This is a genomic window from Bradyrhizobium macuxiense (genome assembly GCF_001542415.1).
GTDB lineage: Bacteria > Pseudomonadota > Alphaproteobacteria > Rhizobiales > Xanthobacteraceae > Bradyrhizobium > Bradyrhizobium macuxiense.
The window spans coordinates 19,682-33,741 of record NZ_LNCU01000132.1 but is presented as its reverse complement, the minus strand read 5'-3'; the positions used below and the strand labels follow the sequence as shown (position 1 = coordinate 33,741).

Sequence of the window (14,060 nt, the reverse complement as noted above, 5' to 3'; positions counted from 1 at the left end):
CGCCATGCACCATAGCGACATCAAGCCAGAGATCCGCAAGCTGATCGCCGACGGCACGGTGATCCCCGCACATCCGCTCGCGCTCGATGCGAACCGGAAGCTCGACGTCAGGCATCAGCGCGCATTGACGCGTTACTATATCGACGCCGGCGCGGGCGGGCTCGCGGTCGGCGTTCACACCACTCAATTCGCGATCCGCGATGTCGGCCTCTACAAGCCGGTGCTGGAGCTCGCCGCCCAGACCGCCGCGGCCTGGAGCAAGCGGCCGCTCGCGATGGTCGCCGGCCTCGCCGGCCCGGCCAGCCAGGCGGTTGCGGAAGCGAAGGTCGCGCGCGGCATCGGGTATCACGCCGGCCTGCTCAGCCTCGCCGCGATGAAGTCGGCTTCCGAGGACGAGATCATCGCCCATTGCGAGACGGTCGCGCAGGAGATCCCGCTGGTCGGCTTCTATTTGCAGCCGGCGGTCGGCGGCGTCATCCTCAGTGCGGATTTCTGGCGGCGCTTCGCGACGATCGACAACGTGATCGCGATCAAGATCGCGCCGTTCAACCGCTATCGCACCCTCGACGTGCTGCGCGGCGTCGCGGCCGCCGGCGCGTTCGATCGCGTCGCGCTCTACACCGGCAATGACGACCACATCCTGCTCGACCTCACGCTGCCGTTCGACCTGCGCGACGGGGGCGTCACCACGCGGACTTATTTCAAGGGCGGGCTGCTCGGCCATTGGTCGGTGTGGACCGCGAGCGCGATCAGGCAGTTCGACGCCTGCAAGGCGGCGCGCCACAAAGAGACCGTTCCGGCGGACCTGCTGGCGCTCGACGCCCGCGTCACCGATTGCAACAGCGCCTTCTTCGACGTCGCCAACAATTTCCACGGCTGCATCGCCGGCTGCCACGAAATCCTGCGGCGCCAGGGGCTGATGCAGGACATCTGGTGTCTCGATCCGAACGAAGGCCTGAGCCCCGGCCAGATGGCCGAGATCGACCGCGTCTGCCGCGAGCATGCCGACCTCTCCGACGACGCTTTCGTCGCCGAGAACCTGCAGAAATGGCTGGCATGACGGCGGAGCCCTTCATCAGCCTGCGCAACGTCCGGAAGGTCTACCGGTCGAAGGGCACCGAATTCCTCGCGGTGTCCGACGTCACCATGGACGTGCAGGAAGGCGAGCTGGTGTCGCTGGTCGGGCCGTCCGGCTGCGGCAAGACCACCGTGCTGAAGATCCTGGCCGGCCTGCACGCCGCCGACGGCGGCACCATCAGAATCGGCAATGCCAAGACACCGTTCGATCCGGCGCGCGATATCGGCATGGTGTTCCAGCAGGCGCTGCTGCTGAAGTGGCGCACCATCCTCGACAATGTGCTGCTGCCGGCGGAGATCGTAGGTCTCCCGATGAAGGCGGCGCGCGAGCGCGCCCGCGACCTGCTCAACATGGTCGGCCTCGCCGGCTATGAGAGCAAATATCCACAGCAACTTTCCGGCGGCATGCAGCAACGCACCGCGATCGCACGCGCCTTCGTCCACGATCCGAAGCTGATCCTGATGGATGAACCGTTCGGCGCGCTGGACGCGCTGACCCGCGAGCAGATGAATCTGGAGATGCTCCGGATCTGGCGCGAGAGCGGCAAGACCATCATCTTCGTCACCCACAGCATCCAGGAAGCCGTGTTCCTGGCCTCGCACTGCGCCGTGCTGACGGCGGGTCCGGCCCGCATGTCCGAGTATTTTCCGATCGAGCTGCCGCTGCCGCGCGACTTGCCGATCAAGACGACGGATGCCTTCGGCGCCTATGCGCGGCGGATCTATGCGAGCCTGGGGTTAGGTGCGCACAACTAGGATGGTCGACTGTCGGAAATCGCCAGGCCAGCGCTAATCATGCGACAACGGCCCGCGGTCGCGATAGGCCCACAGGCATTCGCGCGGCAGCGAGACCGGCGCCTCGACGCCGACCTGATGCCGCGCGGCGGTTCCGAGCTCGATCGCCTCCAGCCGCTTGCCGAACAGCTCGATGCTGTAGGCGGTCTGGGTGCCCTGATAGCGGCGGTCGAGCACCTTGGCCGCGAACGTGTTGGCGCCGTCCGGGCGGCCGATGGCGATGTTCTCCGGCCGCAGTGCCACACGCACCTTGTCGTCCGGTCCAAGCGCATGAAGCAGCGCCACCTCGCCCTGCCGGCCGTCGCCGAAATCGACCACGCCGTAGCCGCCGTTGCATGCGACCAGCGTGCCCGCGAGCTCGTTGGTGGCGCCGGTGAAGTTGGCGACGAACAGATCGGCCGGACGATTGTAGATGGTGTCCGGCTTATCCATCTGCAGCAGCCTGCCGTCGCGCATCACACCGATGCGGTCGCCGAGCACGACCGCCTCGGCCTGATCGTGGGTGACGTAGAGCGCGGTCATGCCGGTCTGCTTGAGGATGACGCGCAGATCATCACGCAGCCGCAGGCGCAGCTTGGCGTCGAGATTCGACAAAGGCTCGTCGAGCAGCAGCAGTTGCGGCCGGTAGACGATGCTGCGCGCCAGCGCCACCCGCTGCATCTGCCCGCCCGAGAGCGCGACCACCGGGCGATCGGCATATTCGGACAGGCCGACCAGCGCGAGCGCCTCCTCGACCATGCGGTTCGCCTCGGCACGGCCGATGGGCCGATGCTTCAACGGATAGACCACGTTCTGCCGCACGGTCATATGCGGCCACACCGCATAAGACTGGAACACCATGCCGAGGTCGCGCGATCGCGGCGGCACCAGGATGCCACGCCCCGGCGACGACACCACACGACCGGAGATGCTGATCTCGCCGCCGGTCGGATGCTCGAGCCCGGCGACGCAGCGCAAGGTCGTGGTTTTGCCGCAGCCGGACGGGCCGAGCAGCACCACGATCTCGCCGGCCGGCACCATGAAGCTCACGCCGTCGATGGCCGGGCGGCCGATCGCGAACTGCTTCCTGAGTTCGGTGACCTCGAGCGTCGCCGTCATCGCTGCACCTGTCGCCTATTGCCGATAGCCGAACGTCTTGTCCCAGTCCGCCACCCACGCCGCATGCAGCTTCACATACTGCTCGAAGTTCGGATACCAGAGCTTGACCACCTTGGGATCGAACCCTTCAGGGAACGCCGGCGGCTCCTTCAGCGAGGTGAGGTTGCCGAGCTCCTTGATCATGAAGGTCTGTCCTTCCTTCGACAGGCACCAGTTCAGAAACAGCTTCGCCGCATTCGGATGCGCCGCCGTCTTCGGAATGCCGGTCGCATAGGGATTGACCGGCGCGCCCTCGGGCGGGAAGAAGATCTCGATCGGCGCGCCGTCCTTCTTCTTCTGGTAGATCACATTGTAGAGCAGCGGCGCTATCGCGATCTCGCCGCGCACCAGTGCATCCGCCGTCGGCGCGCCGGAGGGATACAGCACCGGATGCGTGGCGGCCTGCTTCGCCCAGTAGTCCTCGCCGAGCACCTGGCGCTCGAACATGATCCGCGTCCAGGTGGTGCCGCCGGACTGCGCGAACACCTGTCCGATCATCTTGTCATATTGCGGCTTGGTCAGGTCCATCCAGGATTTCGGCGGATCCTTCACCAGCTCGGTGTTGTAGGCGATCGACCAGGCGATGGTCGCGCGCGGCCAGAATTTCGGCGAGATCAGTGCGTCCTTGCTGTAGTCGGCCGCGTTCGGCGGCGCGTAATCCTGGAACAGATCCTCCAGCGGCTGCATCAGCGCGCGGTCGGAATGATCGACCACGTCGGCGATCAGCTTGCCCGCGGCAGCCTCCGTCTTCACGCGGGTGATGAGCTGGCCGCCCGGCGCGCGGACCATCTCGATCTGGATCTCGGGGAAGCGCTTGTTGAACACGTTGATCACCTGCTGCTCGATCTCGGCGAAGTTCGCGGTGTAATAGACGAGCTTGCCCTCGGCCTTGGCGGCCTTGATCAGGTCGGGCGAGCCGAACTCCTCGGCTCGCGCCACCGGTGGCAGCGCGAGCGCTGCCGCACTCGCCAAGGCCATAGTGGTGAAGGTTCGTCTATCCATCGCCAGTCCTCCCCTCGTTCGTTACTATCAGGTCCGCGTCACGTTGCGCTGCGCAGCTCCCCGCGACAGCCAGTTGGCGCCGCCGATCAGGACGCCGAGCAGCACCATCTGCACCAGGCTGAAGGCCGCGGTCTTGCCGACATTGCCGCCCTCGTAATAGTCGAGCAGCAGCACCGACATCACCATGGTGTTGCTGGTGTAAAGGAACAGCGACGAGCCGAGTTCGCGGATCGCCAGCACGAACAGCAGCGTCATCGCCGCCAGCACGCCCGGCCGCGCCAGCGGCAGCACGATCGTCCCGATCGTGCTGAGCATGCCCCTGCCGCAGACCCAGGCGGCCTCCTCGAGCTCGCGATGGATCTGCATGAACGATGTCGAAAGCGCCTTCACGGTGTCGGGCATGAAGCGCGCGATGAAGGCGAGCGCGAGAATCCAGATCGTGCCGTAGAGCCCGCCGGGAACCCCGATCCAGGCCCAGAGGTAGGCGACGCCGACGACGAGGCCCGGGATCGCGACCGGCAGCGTCGAGATCAGGTCGATCGCGCGGCGCCCAGTCACCTGCGTGCGATGGATGGTGTAGCCGATCGCAAACGCCAGCGCGCCGCCGACGACCGCCGTGATGATGCCAACCTCTATGGCATTGTAGATCGACTTCAGCGTGAGCGGATTGTCGAAGATGCTCCGGAAGTGCATCAGCGAGTACTGCCGCATATCGAACAGGCTGGCGACGTCGCGGATGAACATGAACTTGCGGAAGGCCGCGACGATCAGCGCCAGCAGCGGCAGCACCACGACGACGAGGAGATAGATGACCCCGAGCGCGAAAGTGAGCCAGCGCCACGGACCGAGGTTGAGGCTGCGCGGCCGGAACGCCTTCCCCGCCACGGTCGTATAGCTGCGACCGCTCAGCACCTTCTGCTGCAGATAGACCAGCAGCCCCGTCACCACCATCAGCAGGATCGCAACCGCCGCCGCGGTGTTGTAGAGCGGCGGCGACCAGTTGGTCAGCTTGAAGATGTAGGTCGTGAGCACGTTGAGATTGCTCGGCGCGCCCAGCACCGCGGGGATGCCGTAGATGCCGAGCATCACGATGAAGGACAGCAGCATGCCCGACACGATCGCCGGCATGATCAGCGGGAACGTCACGGTGAACAGGGTTGCGAACGCACTGGCGCCGGAAATCTCCGCGGCCTCCTCCAGACTGGGGTCCATGTTGCGCAGCGCAGACGATGTGAACATGTAGACGTAGGGCGCGTAGTAGATGCCGAACACGAAGACGAGGCCCCACATCGAATAGAGGTCGACGTGGAGATCCCATCCGATCCACTTGAACATCGTGTTGATCAGCCCGGTCTTCGGCGAGCCGAGAATGGCCCAGGCGACACCCGCCACCAGAGGTGGGGCGAACAGCGGTAGAATGCTGGCCGCGGCGATGAAGCCCTTGAACGGCGTATTGGTGCGAACGACGATCCAGGAAAACAGCAACCCGATCGCGACGGCGACCGCCGTGCCGCCGCCGCAGGCGATCAGCGTATTGAGCAGCGCTTCGCCGACATTCGGATTGGCGAGCACGGTGAGGAAGTTGGCGATCGACAGATGGCTGAGGCTGAGACGGATGCCGTCCACCACCGGATTGGTGTCGGTGAGCGCGCCAAGCAGCAGCATGAAGACGGGATAGATGACCAGGAAGGTCAGCAGCGCGAGCAACGCCGCGACCCAGAGCCGGGGGAACACACGGCGACCGGCTCCCTCGCCGGCGCCACGCGTGATTTCGCTGCGCCGGTCCGCCTGTCCGTGCAATGCGCTTCCCCTCTGCAGCCGCATTTGGTTGGCGCGGCGAGCTTGTATGCCAAGGGTAGTCGATCGCTCAGATGACGCAAGCTATCCGAAAGTCGCCTCCGCGCGATTCAATGACGCACCGGCGGAAACAGGATGAAGCGCGATCGCGGCAGACCCAGCGACGCACCGGCCCGGAACCGTCCGGGCCGGCTTGCGTCATGCTAGGCCAGATAGTTGCCTTCGAGTGCCGGCAGGATGTCGAGCACTTCGAAGTAGTGGTCCCAGAACCGGGTGTCGCGAAGGTGATCGCAAAACCATGCCCAGGCCGAGAGGTCACGGGTTTCGCAGATCATCACGTCGGCGGCCTTCGTCGAGAAGGCTTCCGGCTCGAATCAGCGAACAGCGCGCCCGTCCAGAACGACACGATCGAAGACCTGATCGCGATCGCTCGCGCGACGATGGATCATGCGCTCCAGAAGGACCTGTCGCGTCCCGCGGCCAGCTGCCGGGTCCTGCGTACGATCGAGGGATATCTGCACGGGCCGCGGCGGGACGCATGAGCACTGCCGGCAAGGCTGCATCGCATACGCATCATGCAGCGGTACGGCTGGGGAACGGGATGCCGGCGTAGTACATGGCAACCTCGGAGACATCCAGGACATGCTTGAAAAGACCCCGACCGCCGGCGCCCCCTCGGCGCCCACGACCGATGGATTGCCCTGGGAACGCCGGCGCTGGGCGGTGGCCGCGATCTTCACGGCACTGGCGATGGCCTCGCTCGATACGGCGATCGCCAACATCGCGCTGCCGGCGATCGCCACTGATCTGCATGTCAGCCCCGCCGAGGTGGTCTGGGTCGTCAACGTTTACCAGATTGCATTGGTGGCAACGCTGCTGCCGCTCGGCGCACTCGGCGAAATCGTCGGCCACCAGCGCATCTATCTCTGCGGCCTGCTGCTGTTCACCGTGGCGTCACTCGGCTGCGCCTTGGCCTGGTCGCTGCCGAGCCTTCTCGTCGCGCGAACGCTGCAGGGCCTCGGCGCCAGCGGCTTGATGAGCGTGAACACCGCGCTGGTGCGCTTCGTCTATCCGAGCCGGATGCACGGCCGGGGCTTCGGCCACAACGCGCTCGTCGTCGCCACCGCCTTTACGCTCGGACCGACGATCGCATCGGGTATCCTCGCATTCGGACAATGGCCCTGGCTGTTCGCCGTCAACATTCCGTTCGGCGTGATCGCCCTGTTGATCGGCCTGAAGACGCTGCCGTCGACGCCGCGCGCCACCCATGCTTTTGATTTTCTCGGTGCGGCGCTCGCCAGCGCCTGCCTTGGCCTCTTCATCATCGGCATCGGCAGCGCTGCGCACAAGGCGACGCCCGCGCTTGTCATCGTCGAGCTTGTCGGCGCATTGGCGTTCGGCTGGATCCTCACCCGGCGCCACGTCGATCACCCCGCGCCGATGCTGCCGATCGACCTGTTCCGGCGACCGGTCTTTGCCCTCTCCGCCGCCACCGCGATCTGCTCATTTGCTGTGCAGGGCCTCGCCTTCGTATCCTTGCCGTTCTACTTCGAGGACATACTGCACCGATCCCAGGTCGAGACCGGCTTCTTCATGACGCCTTGGCCGCTGGTGGTCGCCTTCATGGCACCGATCGGTGGACGGCTGTCGGACCGCTATCCGGCCGGCATTCTCGGCGGCATCGGCATGGTGTTGCTCGGCATTGGCATGGTGCTGCTGGCGACGCTGCCGGCCGAGCCCAGCATCGCCAACATCGTCTGGCGCACGATGGTCTGCGGCCTCGGCTTCGGTTTCTTCCAGACGCCGAACATGAAGGCGATCATGTCCAGCGCCCCGACGCACCGCAGCGGCAGCGCCAGCGGCATCGTCGCAACTGCTCGGCTGATCGGGCAGACCACGGGCGCCGCGTTGGCAGCCCTGTGCTTCGCGATAGCCGATCGCGAAGGCGCAACGCTCGCGCTTGCGCTCGGCGCCGCATTTGCGGCGGTCGGCAGCGTCATGAGCTTCCTGCGGCTGGCCGTCGCTTCACCGAAAAAGGCATGACAGCCATGTGAATCGGAGGGTGCGGCTCAACACCGCGCCATCAACTATCTTCCCGTGCTGAAAACGCATTTTCTTGATTTGAACCGTTCCAGGATCACAGCCACCATCGCCGCGAAGTTCAATCGGTGGATTGGACCAATCAGGGGAACGCGATGGCAAACCTCAAAATCAACGGCAAGACGATCAATGTGGACGTCGAGGACGACACACCGCTGCTCTGGGCGATCAGGGAGAATGTCGGACTGACGGGGACCAAATACGGCTGCGGCATTGCACAATGCGGTGCCTGCACCGTGCATATCGACGGCGTCGCGATGCGCTCCTGCGGCGTGACGGTCAGTGAAGCCGCGGGCAAGGACATCATCACCATCGAAGGCCTCGGCGCCAACGGCGCGCTGCACAAGGTGCAGCAGGCCTGGGTCGCCAACGACGTCCCGCAATGCGGCTATTGCCAGAGCGGCATGATCATGGCTGTAGCAGCTTTGTTGAAGGAGAACCCGAAGCCGACCGATGAAGACATCGACGGGGCCATCACGAATATCTGCCGGTGCGGCACCTTCCAGCAGGTGCGCGAGGCGATCCATGCTGCCGCGAGCGCGTGAGGCAGCCATGAACCAGCATGTCATGCCAAAGCTCAATCGACGCGCCTTCGTCATCGGCACCGCAACCGCTGGCGCCGGCCTCGCGCTCGGCCTCGATCTTCAGTTCGGTGGACCGTCCGTGGTGCGCGCAGCCGACGGCGCGCCTGAAGTGAACGCCTGGGTCGTGATCCGGCCCGACGACACGGTGGTGATCCGCATTGCCCGCTCCGAGATGGGCCAGGGCACGCTCACCGGCCTCGCCCAGCTCGTTGCCGAAGAACTCGACTGCGACTGGTCGAAGGTCACGACCGAATATCCGACCCCCGGCCAGAGCGTCGCCCGCAAGCGCGCCTGGGGCGATTTCTCCACCGGCGGCAGCCGCGGCATCCGCTCCTCTCAGGACTATGTCCGCAAAGGCGGCGCCACGGCGCGCATGATGCTGATCCAGGCCGCGGCCAACGAGTGGAAGTGCCGGCCTCGGAATGCAAGGCGTCCAACAGCATCATCACGCACACGGCGTCGGGCAAGACCACCACCTACGGCAAGGTCGCGGAAGCGGCCGCCAAGCTCGAGCCGCCCACCGACGTCAAGCTGAAGGACCCGAAGGATTGGACCATCGCGGGTAAGGGCCTGAAGCGGCTCGACACCGTCGACAAGACCACCGGCGCGATGGTCTACGGCATTGATGTCAAGCTGCCGGGCATGCTGAACGCCGCGATCAAGGATTGCCCGGTGTTCGGCGGCAAGGTGAAGAGCTTCGACCAAGCCAAGATCGCCAGTATGAAGGGCGTCAAGAAGGTGGTGCAGGTCGGCGATAGCGCGATCGCCGTCGTTGCCGACACGTGGTGGCACGCCAAGACCGCGCTCGACGCGCTGCCGATCGTCTGGGACGAGGGCGACAACGCGAAAGTCTCCAGCGAATCGATCGCCAAGTGGCTTGCCGAAGGGCTGGATGATGCCCAGCCCGCCTATGTCGGCAACAAGAACGGCGACGCCAAAGCGGCAATCGCAGGCGCCGCCAAGAAGATCGAGGCCGTTTACAGCTATCCATATCAAAACCACGCCACGATGGAGCCGATGAACGCCACCGCGCTCTACACATCAGACAAGTGCGAGGTGTGGTGCGGGACGCAGAACGGCGAGGCCGCCTTCGCGGCGGTGCTGGAGGTCTCCGGCCTGCCGGCCGAGAAATGCGACGTGCACAAGCTGATGCTCGGCGGCGGCTTCGGCCGGCGCGGCATGACCGACTATGTCCGCCAGGCGGTCGCGATCGCCAAGCAGATGCCCGGCACGCCGGTCAAGCTGCTGTGGTCGCGCGAAGAGGACATGCAGCACGGCAAGTACCACCCGATCACGCAGTGCAAGCTGACCGGCGCGTTCGATGCCGACAACAACCTGGTCGCGCTGCACTACCGGCTGTCGGGTCAATCGATCCTGTTCTCGGTGCGCCCCGAAGCGCTGCAGAACGGCATGGACCCGGCTGCATTCCAGGGCGTCGCGCAATCGGGCGAGGCCGCGATCGGCTATTCGGTACCGAACCTGCTGATCGAGCATGCGATGCGCAATCCGCACGTCCCGCCGGGCTTCTGGCGCGGCGTCAACGTCAATCACAACGCGATCTACCTGGAATGCTTCATGGACGAGCTGGCCCAGGCCGCAGGCCAGGACCCGCTCGAATTCCGCCGCAAGCTGATGGGCAAGCACCCCAAGCACCTTGCTGTGCTCAACGCCGTGGCCGAGAAGATCGGCTGGGGCACGCCGGCGCCGCAGGGTGTCTATCGCGGCATCGCGCAGGTGATGGGCTATGGCAGCTACGTCGCCGGCGCTGCCGAGATTTCGGTGACCGACAGCAGCAAGATCAAGGTGCATCGCATCGTCGCCTCCACCGATCCCGGCTACATCGTCAACCCCGCGCAAGTCGAACGGCAGATCGCGGGCTCCTTCGTCTACGGCCTGAGCGCGCTGTTCTATGGCGGCTGCACCGTGAAGGATGGCCGCATCGAACAGTCCAATTTCGACAACTACAACTCGATGCGCATCAACGAAATGCCCAAGGTGGAGGCGGTGATGGTGCCGAGCGGCGGGTTCTGGGGTGGCGTCGGCGAGCCGACCATCGGCGTTGCGGCGCCGGCGGTGCTGAACGCCTATTTCGCGGCGACGGGAAAACGGGTTCGTACCTTCCCGCTGCGCGGCCAGAACATCACCTTCGCCTGATGAAACGACGAGCGGCGGCTTGAAGCGGCCGCCGCTCCCTTTCCGGATTATCGTGTATGGCCGTCACGCGTCATCAGACGCGCAGGGATCTCGTCCGCGCCGCCGCTGTCGCAGCGGCGGCAGCGCTGGCGTGCCCGGCATTCGCGCAAGCCGCGCCGCGCGTCGCGGTGATCGGCGGCGGCTTTGGCGGCGCGGCCTGCGCACGGGCGCTGCGGCGGCTCGACGTCGGGCTTCAGGTCACGCTGATCGAGCCGAGCAAGACCTTCACCGCCTGCCCGTTCAGCAACGAGGTGATTGCTGGCTTGCGCGAACTCTCCCTGCAGCAATTCACCTACGACAAGATTGCGGCCGAAGGCATTACGATTGCCGCACAGGCCGCCGCGAAGATCGACGTACTGGCCCGCACCATCGGCTTCGCGGACGGCACGACGCTGTCCTATGATCGGCTTGTGCTGGCCCCCGGCATTGACATGCGCTTCGACGCCCTGCCCGGCTATGACGAAGCGGCGGCGGAGAGGATGCCGCATGCCTGGAAGGCCGGTGAACAGACGCTGCTGCTGCGCCGGCAGATCGAGGCGGTGGACGACGGCGGCCTCATTGTGATTGCCGTTCCAGCGGCACCGCTGCGCTGCCCGCCGGCGCCTTACGAGCGCGCCAGCCTCATCGCACATTACCTGAAGACGAAGAAGCCGCGTTCGAAAATCCTGGTCCTCGATGCCAAGGACAATTACTCGCAGCAGAAGCTGTTTGAGAATGCCTGGAAAGAGCTCTATCCCGGCATGATCGAACGGATCGGGCTGTCGCAAGGCGGGCGGGTGACATCGGTCAATCCGGCAACGAATGAGATCGTCACCGACTTCGGCAACTACACGGCTGCCGTCGCCAACGTGATCCCGCCGCAGCGGGCCGGCCGCATCGCCGAGATCGCGGGTGCCGCTGACCGCACCGGCTGGTGCCCGATCGATCCCGTCACCTTTGCCTCGAAACTCGTGCCCAATGTCCATGTCATCGGCGATGCCTGCATCGCGGGCGGGATTCCGAAATCGGCCTCGGCCGCGAGCGCGCAGGGTAAAGCCTGTGCGGCGGCGATCGTAAACACGTTGGCCGGCAGGCCCCTCGACCCGCCGCGTCTCGATGGCGCTTGCTACAACATCGTTGCGCCGGGCTACGGGTTTTCGTTGAAGGGCATTTATCAACCGAAGGACGACCAATATGCCGAGACGGACGTGACGACGAGCCCGCTTGACGCGCCGCCTGACGTGCGCCAGCTCGAGGCCGAGCAGGCGGCGGACTGGTTCAAGACCCTCACGGTGGACACCTTTGGCTAGGGCAGCGTTCATAGCGTTGTGCGCGCCGGTGCTGCTCACGGTGCTGGGTCCGGCCGCGGCGCAGGCCCTGCGTCCCTACACGGTTGCCGGCGATGCCTTGCCGCAGTCATTGACGGGAACCAGGGGTGATGCAACGCGCGGCCGCGCCTTGATTGTTGAACGCACGAGCACTTGTATCCTCTGTCATAGCGGCCCATTTCCGGAGCAGGCGTTCCAGGGCGACCTCGCGCCGAACCTCTCCGGCAGCGGCAGCCGCTGGTCCGAGGGACAGTTGCGGCTCCGGCTGGTGGACGCCTCGCGCCTCAATGCGTCGACGATCATGCCGTCGTATTATCGCGTCGACGGCCTCGCGCGCGTTGGCGCCTCGTGGCGCGGCAAGCCGATCCTGTCGGCGGAACAGATCGAGGATATCGTCGCCTATCTGGCGACGCTGCGGAACTAGGGAAGGATGATGCCGAATTCCGACCACGCCACACGCCGCACATTTCTGGGCCTCGCCGGCAGCGCCGCCGCCGCGGGCTTGATCCCGATCGTGACCGTGCGGCCAGCCGACGCGACGCCCGCGATGCTGGCGACGGCGATCCGCAACGTGGTCGGCGAAGCCAACGTGCGGATCGGCAAGGTCAAGCTCGACATTCCACCGCTGGTCGAGAACGGCAACACGGTGCCGATGACGGTCAGCGTGACGAGCCCGATGACCGCGAACGAATACGTGAAAAGCATCCACGTCTTCAACGAGAAGAACCCGCAGCCGAATATCGGCAATTTCTATCTCGGGCCACGCGCCGGACGCGCCCAGGTGTCGACGCGCATTCGCCTCGCCGACAGCCAGAAGGTCACGGCGATCGCACGACTTTCCGACGACACCTTCTGGTCGGCGACATCAGATGTCGTGGTGACGCTCGCCGCCTGCACCGAGGAGGCGATCTGATGCCGTCAGCGCTGATCAATGTGCCGAAGAGGGCCAAGCGCGGCGACGTCATCGAGATCAAGACGCTGATGTCGCATATCATGGAGACCGGCTATCGCCACACCGCCTCCGGCAGCGTGGTGCCGCGCGACATCATCACGAGCTTCGCCTGCCGCTACAACGGCGCGGAGATCTTCCGCGCCGACTTCTTTCCGGCGATTGCCGCCAATCCGTTCATCACCTTCTTCACGACGGCGACCGAGAGCGGAAAGCTTGACTTCGAGTGGATCGGCGACAAGGGATTTTCGGAGACCGCATCGGCTTCGATCACGGTCGAATGAGGATTGCGGGCTGCATTGCGATCCTGGTCGTGATCACCGGCGCGGCGCTTGCTGCCGACATCCCGCAGTCCGACCGCCGCTCCGGCACCAGCTTCATGGGCCCGGACAGCAAGGCGATGCAGGACGACGACACCGCCAATCCCGGCATGCTCTGGGTGCTGGATGGTGAAGCGTTGTGGAAGCGCAAGGCGGGCACCGCGGACAAGGCCTGCGCCGACTGCCACGACGATGCGCGCACCAGCATGAAAGGCGTTGCGGCCCGCTATCCGGCCTTCGCGAGGGCGCTCGGCAAACCGATCGACCTGGAACAACGGATCAATCTCTGCCGCAGCAATCATCAGCAGGCGACGCCGTTCGCCTATGAAAGCCACGAGCTGCTCGCGCTCACGGCATTTGTCGCGGAGCAATCACGCGGCATGCCGATCGCAACCGGCGATGACCCGGAGCTCGCGCCGTTCATCGAACGGGGACACGCGCTGTTCATGCAGCGGCAAGGCCAACTCAATCTCGGCTGCGCCAATTGCCACAACGATAACTGGGACAGGAAGCTTGCCGGCTCCCCGATCACGCAAGGGCAGCCGACCGGCTATCCGCTCTACCGGCTGGAATGGCAGTCGCTCGGGTCATTGCAGCGGCGGCTGCGCGCCTGCATCACCGGCATCCGCGCGCAGGCCTACGACTACGGATCGCCCGAGCTGGTGGAGCTCGAGCTCTATCTGATGACGCGGGCGCGGGGGATGACGATGGAGACGCCGGCGGTCAGGCCTTAGCCACGCACTCGCTTCACCTCTCCCCAATGGGGAGAGGTCGATTTGCGAAGCAAATCGGGTGAGGG

General features: G+C 65.3%; 12 protein-coding genes and 2 pseudogenes. 10 read left to right on the top strand and 4 right to left on the bottom strand.

Annotated elements, in window-relative coordinates:
• Positions 1-4: 4 nt before the first annotated feature.
• Positions 5-1,060 carry a dihydrodipicolinate synthase family protein gene (locus AS156_RS39850; RefSeq protein WP_066516181.1) on the top strand — a complete coding sequence of 352 codons (1,056 nt, stop codon included), beginning with the start codon at positions 5-7 and terminating at the stop codon, positions 1,058-1,060.
• A complete protein-coding gene (locus AS156_RS39845; RefSeq protein ID WP_066516180.1) occupies positions 1,048-1,833 on the top strand; it encodes an ABC transporter ATP-binding protein in 786 nt (261 codons plus the stop codon). Before AS156_RS39850 ends, AS156_RS39845 begins: the two co-directional genes overlap by 13 nt.
• Before the next feature lie 33 nt (positions 1,834-1,866).
• On the opposite strand, the gene AS156_RS39840 is transcribed toward AS156_RS39845, so the two are convergent.
• The 4 genes and pseudogenes from AS156_RS39840 to AS156_RS43660 form a co-directional block, all read right to left on the bottom strand.
• Positions 1,867-2,970, bottom strand: coding sequence for an ABC transporter ATP-binding protein (locus tag AS156_RS39840; RefSeq protein WP_066516178.1), 1,104 nt, complete (start codon positions 2,968-2,970; stop codon positions 1,867-1,869).
• Between the two features lie 15 nt (positions 2,971-2,985).
• Entirely contained in the window at positions 2,986-4,011 is a 1,026-nt protein-coding gene (locus AS156_RS39835) for an ABC transporter substrate-binding protein (RefSeq protein WP_245313273.1), read from the bottom strand.
• A gap of 27 nt (positions 4,012-4,038) precedes the next feature.
• Positions 4,039-5,811, bottom strand: a complete 1,773-nt coding sequence (locus AS156_RS39830; protein WP_245313272.1) for an ABC transporter permease — start codon at positions 5,809-5,811, stop codon at positions 4,039-4,041.
• 200 nt (positions 5,812-6,011) lie between these two features.
• Positions 6,012-6,170, bottom strand: a pseudogene (locus AS156_RS43660) (darcynin family protein); the annotation flags it as partial.
• Between the two features lie 280 nt (positions 6,171-6,450).
• On the opposite strand from AS156_RS43660, the gene AS156_RS39820 reads away from it, so the two are divergent.
• From AS156_RS39820 to soxA, 8 genes and pseudogenes are all read left to right on the top strand, one after another.
• Positions 6,451-7,851 (top strand): MFS transporter, encoded by a 1,401-nt coding sequence (locus tag AS156_RS39820; RefSeq protein WP_066516172.1) that lies wholly within the window; start codon positions 6,451-6,453, stop codon positions 7,849-7,851.
• Between the two features lie 152 nt (positions 7,852-8,003).
• On the top strand, positions 8,004-8,453 hold the full coding sequence (locus AS156_RS39815; protein WP_066516170.1) for a (2Fe-2S)-binding protein: 450 nt from the start codon (positions 8,004-8,006) through the stop codon (positions 8,451-8,453).
• 7 nt (positions 8,454-8,460) lie between these two features.
• Positions 8,461-10,646, top strand: a pseudogene (locus AS156_RS39810) (xanthine dehydrogenase family protein molybdopterin-binding subunit).
• Between the two features lie 56 nt (positions 10,647-10,702).
• Positions 10,703-11,974 (top strand): FCSD flavin-binding domain-containing protein, encoded by a 1,272-nt coding sequence (locus tag AS156_RS39805; protein WP_066516168.1) that lies wholly within the window; start codon positions 10,703-10,705, stop codon positions 11,972-11,974.
• 28 nt (positions 11,975-12,002) lie between these two features.
• Positions 12,003-12,416 carry a sulfur oxidation c-type cytochrome SoxX gene (gene soxX, locus AS156_RS39800; RefSeq protein ID WP_066516280.1) on the top strand — a complete coding sequence of 138 codons (414 nt, stop codon included), beginning with the start codon at positions 12,003-12,005 and terminating at the stop codon, positions 12,414-12,416.
• 9 nt (positions 12,417-12,425) lie between these two features.
• Positions 12,426-12,905 (top strand): SoxY-related AACIE arm protein, encoded by a 480-nt coding sequence (locus AS156_RS39795; RefSeq protein ID WP_066516277.1) that lies wholly within the window; start codon positions 12,426-12,428, stop codon positions 12,903-12,905.
• Positions 12,905-13,225: a thiosulfate oxidation carrier complex protein SoxZ gene (gene soxZ / locus AS156_RS39790; RefSeq protein ID WP_066516166.1), complete on the top strand. Its 321-nt coding sequence runs from the start codon at positions 12,905-12,907 to the stop codon at positions 13,223-13,225. The genes AS156_RS39795 and soxZ overlap by 1 nt, the downstream gene beginning before the upstream one ends.
• A complete protein-coding gene (gene soxA / locus AS156_RS39785; protein ID WP_066516157.1) occupies positions 13,222-13,995 on the top strand; it encodes a sulfur oxidation c-type cytochrome SoxA in 774 nt (257 codons plus the stop codon). Before soxZ ends, soxA begins: the two co-directional genes overlap by 4 nt.
• The last annotated feature ends 65 nt before the right edge of the window (positions 13,996-14,060 follow it).

What these genes read in the sequence shown, in the direction of transcription:
- AS156_RS39850 (WP_066516181.1), top strand. Translation starts at nt 5, where the DNA reads ATGCACCATAGCGACATCAAGCCAGAGATCCGCAAGCTGATCGCCGAC.
- AS156_RS39845 (WP_066516180.1), top strand. Translation starts at nt 1,048, where the DNA reads ATGGCTGGCATGACGGCGGAGCCCTTCATCAGCCTGCGCAACGTCCGG.
- AS156_RS39840 (WP_066516178.1), bottom strand. Translation starts at nt 2,970, where the DNA reads ATGACGGCGACGCTCGAGGTCACCGAACTCAGGAAGCAGTTCGCGATC.
- AS156_RS39835 (WP_245313273.1), bottom strand. Translation starts at nt 4,011, where the DNA reads ATGGATAGACGAACCTTCACCACTATGGCCTTGGCGAGTGCGGCAGCG.
- AS156_RS39820 (WP_066516172.1), top strand. Translation starts at nt 6,451, where the DNA reads ATGCTTGAAAAGACCCCGACCGCCGGCGCCCCCTCGGCGCCCACGACC.
- AS156_RS39815 (WP_066516170.1), top strand. Translation starts at nt 8,004, where the DNA reads ATGGCAAACCTCAAAATCAACGGCAAGACGATCAATGTGGACGTCGAG.
- AS156_RS39805 (WP_066516168.1), top strand. Translation starts at nt 10,703, where the DNA reads ATGGCCGTCACGCGTCATCAGACGCGCAGGGATCTCGTCCGCGCCGCC.
- AS156_RS39795 (WP_066516277.1), top strand. Translation starts at nt 12,426, where the DNA reads ATGCCGAATTCCGACCACGCCACACGCCGCACATTTCTGGGCCTCGCC.
- soxZ (WP_066516166.1), top strand. Translation starts at nt 12,905, where the DNA reads ATGCCGTCAGCGCTGATCAATGTGCCGAAGAGGGCCAAGCGCGGCGAC.
- soxA (WP_066516157.1), top strand. Translation starts at nt 13,222, where the DNA reads ATGAGGATTGCGGGCTGCATTGCGATCCTGGTCGTGATCACCGGCGCG.